The sequence below is a fragment of the Liquorilactobacillus oeni DSM 19972 genome (genome assembly GCF_001436275.1).
Classification (GTDB): Bacteria; Bacillota; Bacilli; order Lactobacillales; family Lactobacillaceae; genus Liquorilactobacillus; species Liquorilactobacillus oeni.
Genome location: NZ_AZEH01000008.1, coordinates 1 through 4,590 on the forward strand (window position 1 = coordinate 1; position 4,590 = coordinate 4,590).

The window sequence follows — 4,590 nt, forward strand, 5'->3', positions numbered from 1 at the left end:
TTATTGAGTAACGTATCTTGAACCTCTTTAAGAACGTTTGAATCTTTGATGGGTAAGACAACTTGTTGCATAGTTTTAGCTCCTTAAAAAATTGATTTTTAGTACAAATTAAAGTACAATATTAAGTACAATGAAAGGGTGGTAAATATGACATTAGCACTAACACAGAGCGATTTTCGCGCTAACCTAAAAAAATATTTAGATCAAGTTAATGACGAAGACGAAACCGTTTATATTGCTCGTTCAAATAGTCGCGCAGTAGCCATCGTTTCACAAGAAAAAATGGACTGGCTAGAAAGAGCATTAAAAGCTAAAGAAGGTTCGTTAGAATATGCAATTGCACGTGATCAGTTAATTAAACGCCATGTTTTACCTGACGATGAAATTGTTGAATCAGATGATGATTATTGGGGTCAGTTTAAATAATGAAAAAACTAAGATTTAAACCACGTGCAACCTTTAATGCTGATCTAAAACGGTTAGCCAGTTTAGACAAATCTATTATTGATGAAGTTCGAGCAGCCATTGACCTGTTGCTTGAGCAACAACAATTACCACCAGAATTTGAGGATCATGAGCTTAATCGGCGAATGAGCGGCTATAATGAATTTCATTTACGAGACACCCCGAAAAACAAAACACCAAGCGAAACTAACGATGTCCTGGTTGTTTACACGATTGATAAAGATGAACTAGTCTTAATTGGCATTCGAGTCGGATCGCATGATCGTTTATTTCCTGGTCAAAATCGTTCCAAAAGGTATCGAAAAAATGACGAATAAGAGAAGTCATTTATACCATATAAAAACAAATAACCCCCAACATCTACATTATAGATATTGGGGGTTATTTTAACAATGATTTTGAGGGGCGATTTGATAGTTATAGACCTTATATATGCATTTGCGATTATTTTTTTATTTGTCAGCATTAAGTTGGGTATTATCACTTTTAAAGTTATGACATTGATTTAAGCAATTATATTAAATGTTTATAAATTCAAATTGACCACCAGAGATTGGAAAGTACTTATTATTTATTGCTCTTTCTACGGTTATCTTCTTTACAAAGCATTTGGCAATTAGAAGCAATAGTTCGACCACCTTGGGACCAAGGCGTTATATGATCAGCTTCCATTTCTTTAAGTTCGAAATGCTTACAACAAATAGGACAGATCCCCTTCTGCTTCTCATATGCACTTTGTTTCATTTGAAGAGTAAACTCTCTGATGCTCAGCTTTTTCTCATCGCCACTTAATACATAGTCGTATATGCCTGATTTTTTAGTGACATCATCATCAATCATCAATTCTGAAATACGTTTTTCTAACTGATCAGTGTTTTACGCTCTCTTAGATTATTAGATAGCTGTTAGCAACAACAAGATGGAAGTGCGCAGGGATAGGTGACAATTTAGGTACTAAATCTGACATGCCACAGGAAGCTGTATAATTGTTTATGAGTGTTGTTAGACTATTTGTAGGGTCCAATAGCCCCGCCCCCTATACGCGCCGATAAGAGCGCACACAATACCATTCGTTTGTGTCAAAAGACAATTTTTAAACTTTTTTACCTGGGGGGGAGACTTTAGTCAAGAAATAATCGTACAGTGGAAAAAGGCAAGCTGAAGAAGTTAATGACGGGCGTTCAGTATGTAAGGCATTAGCCTATAGCGGACGAACAATTATTCATCATTATGTTGGAATGCACATAAAATAAGAGCTTCTGACGGATTGGGATGGTCAGGAGCCCTAACGATTAAGATAGAAATCAGTACACTACTCTTTATGATCGAATTTCCAATGGCGAGTTTGATTTATTTCCAATTTTTCATTTACTAAATCATTGGGGTTTTCTCCAAGTTTTTCGCATAGATAGTAAGCATAAGTTAAAACATCGGCTACTTCCATCTTTAAGTTGACAATGTCGGAGGAGTCTAAATCTTCATCATTGCGCTTCCAAAGAAAGACCTTTTCTACTTCAGAAGACTCAATAGATAATGCCCTAGATAGTGATATGAGCGTATGGTATTCCTGCCACTGCTTACGGTCTCTAAATTCAATTAGCTTAGCTAATACAGCCTCATAGTTCATTACTGAACCTCCTTATTAATACCCATAAAGTCATAGAAATATTGTTGCATTTTTTTGTCTTCAAAGTATACACGTACGCCGTCAATACCTCGCGTTAAAAGGACATAGTAAATATTCTTAATGAAGTTTGAAAAACCCTCTTTACTGTAGTCATCGGATTTGTATTGACCATTGCGATCTTTGTAATTCTCCGGGATGCCGATTATTTTACCGGTATTATCAATAGAAATATCTGTTGAAATAATAACACCTGCGTAATTAAGATCAATGCCTTGAACAGCATGAATTGAACCAATTTCAATGCGAGAATTCTTTTTCATCAACCAGTTTTCACTATCAGAATTCCATTTCCAATGGTAGTTACCCTCTACCCAGTCATAGACATCGTTTCGATCTCTGTTTTTCTTTTGATGACTAGCCCATTCACGTGTATAACCAGCCATAACACGATTTTGAGTAGCAGGTTCGTAATTTTCACAATCATCTAAATAGTCAAAAAGTTCATGAATTGAGTTCACCACTCCAAAATAGGCATCTGGATTAGTGAGGTATGATTGGAAAATATTATGATCAAATTTTGCATTAGAGGAATCTATTTGTAAGAATTCTTGAATTCCGGTCATAAAATCATCACTGGTATATGTTTTGTTTAGCTCGTTGATATTGACTCGATACTCTTTGGTAAGTTTAAGTTCTTTGAATTCATTATCGGTGAGAAATGTATTGTAATCTTTTTTGGGAATGTCAGATGGACGAATAGTTTGAGCAGGATCATAAAATAAAATAAAGCATGGATTTAATTTTCCCAGTAGTTTAAGCTCATTCTGGTTTTCATCTTTATTAAAAATGTCTTGGGTAACGTGATTACCTTTGGAATAATACCTCCTAAGTCGATGGGCTTCGTCAACCAGAACGTAATCATACTGCTCACCACTTTTAATTAATTTATAAGCTGTAAAGACATCTATATTTTTAACAGAATATGCTTGAAAAATCTTTTGAGCACTTTTAACCCAGTTAGTTTTAACAACCACTGCAATACGTTTGTTAGGGTAGCTTTGACTTAATCTGGCCGCCAAGTTAGTTAAAACGACAGTTTTTCCTGTACCGGCCAATCCAGAGACGATATAGTTTTGGGGTTGTCTAATTATTTCATTAATGATGTTATTTTTTTCTTCAGAAAGTGAAGTGAAGGGAGAATATTTGAATAGGATAGATTCTTTGACGGCCGCTAAATTTTTCTTCAACACGTAACCTTTACTGAATAGCTCTTTCCAAAAAGGATTTATGAAATCAGTTAGGACTTCATCTTGGTTTTGATAAGCTGGGGATTCGTTGCCTGAAGTGCCATTATTAACAGTCATATTTCTATCGTCCTCATAATCCGCCGTGATATAAGTTATGAGTTTTTTTTCGATATCGTCAAGTGATAATTGATTGATTAATATGCCAAAGGCAACTATGACCTTGGTATATGATCCGTTTATGTATCGATGATTACTTTCTTGGACATGCTGCTCGTGTCGACTAAAAAAATGCTTAGTTTGGCCAACGTATACATTTTTTGGTCCTAAATATATATAGATGGCATTATTCTTTTCAAGCGCTTGTTTATCACGAAGTCTGAGATGTTCGCCACGAATTGGTGACAATTTTCCAGTCCCCTTTTCTATGGAAAATTCCTTAGTTATAAATTTATTAGACATGATTATGTAATCCTCCGATTTTGGGAGAGCGTAAAATATCTAATAAGCCTTTCCAATCAGGTATTTTTAAATATCTTTGTGACAGACCAGATCCAATAAACAATACAGGTCTCTTCTTTTCTAATGTTAGAAAGCCCTTTAATTTATCTAAACAATCCGTTTTATACTTAACATAATCCATAATTTGTATGCTCTTTTCTAGTACATATTTACGATAATTATTCGATTACCAAAAATGCCACCATTTTTTATTAGTTATATTTTTAGCTGCCTGTTTTTTTGCACCATCAGTTTTTGCAACTTGGCTTTTTTCTATACTTTCAAAATCTTCAACTGGGCCATCTAATTTTCGTAGGCGTTCTTTCAAATGGCGATCTTCTGCTACTGTTGCTAATTGTAATTGTTGTTGTTGGTCTATTAGTTTTGTTAAATGATCTATTTGTCTGTCTTTGCTACTTATTTGCTGGTCTTTGGTAGCAAGCTGTTTGTCACGTTGAGACTTTAAATCTGCTACCTCTTTTCTTAGAGTAGCAATTAGATCATTATTTTTTTTGCTAGTCTTTGTCGCTTTTTTGCTACCTATTTGTTGATCTTTTGCTACCAAAGGCTTTGCTACCTTGTCCCTAATAATCCTTTCAGCTGTAAGGCTAATCATGTTTGTACCTTGACTATCTTTTTGTTGGTTCTTTGTTGGTAGTCTTTGGTAGTGATATTGAATAGTTTGTTTAGAGACCTTCAATTCATCAGCAAGTTCTCTAATAGTTTTAGGCATGTTTTCCAAACCCCTTTCGG

The 4,590-nt window shown here is 34.8% G+C and carries 7 protein-coding genes and 1 pseudogene; 2 read left to right on the top strand and 6 right to left on the bottom strand.

What is annotated here, in order from left to right; translation table 11 throughout:
• Positions 1-71 (bottom strand): annotated as a pseudogene (locus FD46_RS10775) (site-specific integrase); the annotation flags it as partial.
• A gap of 76 nt (positions 72-147) precedes the next feature.
• Between FD46_RS10775 and FD46_RS00295 the strand changes: the two are divergent.
• Both FD46_RS00295 and FD46_RS00300 read left to right on the top strand, forming a co-directional pair.
• Positions 148-426, top strand: coding sequence for a type II toxin-antitoxin system Phd/YefM family antitoxin (locus FD46_RS00295; protein ID WP_003586674.1), 279 nt, complete (start codon positions 148-150; stop codon positions 424-426).
• The gene (locus FD46_RS00300) at positions 426-782 is read left to right on the top strand and encodes a type II toxin-antitoxin system YafQ family toxin (RefSeq protein ID WP_002834562.1); all 357 of its coding nucleotides are present in this window, start codon (positions 426-428) and stop codon (positions 780-782) included. Before FD46_RS00295 ends, FD46_RS00300 begins: the two co-directional genes overlap by 1 nt.
• Positions 783-1,032: 250 nt before the next feature.
• Here the strand turns inward: FD46_RS00300 and FD46_RS00305 are convergent, their stop codons facing one another.
• The 5 genes from FD46_RS00305 to FD46_RS00325 all read right to left on the bottom strand — a co-directional run bounded on the left by FD46_RS00305 (position 1,033) and on the right by FD46_RS00325 (position 4,570).
• On the bottom strand, positions 1,033-1,305 hold the full coding sequence (locus tag FD46_RS00305) for an HNH endonuclease (RefSeq protein WP_057895215.1): 273 nt from the start codon (positions 1,303-1,305) through the stop codon (positions 1,033-1,035).
• A 472-nt stretch (positions 1,306-1,777) separates the two neighbouring features.
• The gene (locus FD46_RS00310) at positions 1,778-2,092 is read right to left on the bottom strand and encodes a MazG-like family protein (RefSeq protein WP_024526223.1); all 315 of its coding nucleotides are present in this window, start codon (positions 2,090-2,092) and stop codon (positions 1,778-1,780) included.
• Positions 2,092-3,798 carry a DNA/RNA helicase domain-containing protein gene (locus tag FD46_RS00315; protein ID WP_057895216.1) on the bottom strand — a complete coding sequence of 569 codons (1,707 nt, stop codon included), beginning with the start codon at positions 3,796-3,798 and terminating at the stop codon, positions 2,092-2,094. Before FD46_RS00315 ends, FD46_RS00310 begins: the two co-directional genes overlap by 1 nt.
• Positions 3,791-3,979 carry a hypothetical protein gene (locus FD46_RS00320; RefSeq protein ID WP_057895217.1) on the bottom strand — a complete coding sequence of 63 codons (189 nt, stop codon included), beginning with the start codon at positions 3,977-3,979 and terminating at the stop codon, positions 3,791-3,793. The genes FD46_RS00315 and FD46_RS00320 overlap by 8 nt, the downstream gene beginning before the upstream one ends.
• 45 nt (positions 3,980-4,024) lie before the next feature.
• Positions 4,025-4,570 carry a DUF536 domain-containing protein gene (locus FD46_RS00325; protein WP_057895218.1) on the bottom strand — a complete coding sequence of 182 codons (546 nt, stop codon included), beginning with the start codon at positions 4,568-4,570 and terminating at the stop codon, positions 4,025-4,027.
• Positions 4,571-4,590: the final 20 nt, after the last annotated feature.

Bases quoted from the DNA above. Each gene is read 5' to 3' on its own strand.
- FD46_RS00310 (WP_024526223.1), bottom strand. From the start codon at position 2,092: ATGAACTATGAGGCTGTATTAGCTAAGCTAATTGAATTTAGAGACCGT.
- FD46_RS00305 (WP_057895215.1), bottom strand. From the start codon at position 1,305: ATGATTGATGATGATGTCACTAAAAAATCAGGCATATACGACTATGTA.
- FD46_RS00315 (WP_057895216.1), bottom strand. From the start codon at position 3,798: ATGTCTAATAAATTTATAACTAAGGAATTTTCCATAGAAAAGGGGACT.
- FD46_RS00325 (WP_057895218.1), bottom strand. From the start codon at position 4,570: ATGCCTAAAACTATTAGAGAACTTGCTGATGAATTGAAGGTCTCTAAA.
- FD46_RS00320 (WP_057895217.1), bottom strand. From the start codon at position 3,979: ATGGATTATGTTAAGTATAAAACGGATTGTTTAGATAAATTAAAGGGC.
- FD46_RS00300 (WP_002834562.1), top strand. From the start codon at position 426: ATGAAAAAACTAAGATTTAAACCACGTGCAACCTTTAATGCTGATCTA.
- FD46_RS00295 (WP_003586674.1), top strand. From the start codon at position 148: ATGACATTAGCACTAACACAGAGCGATTTTCGCGCTAACCTAAAAAAA.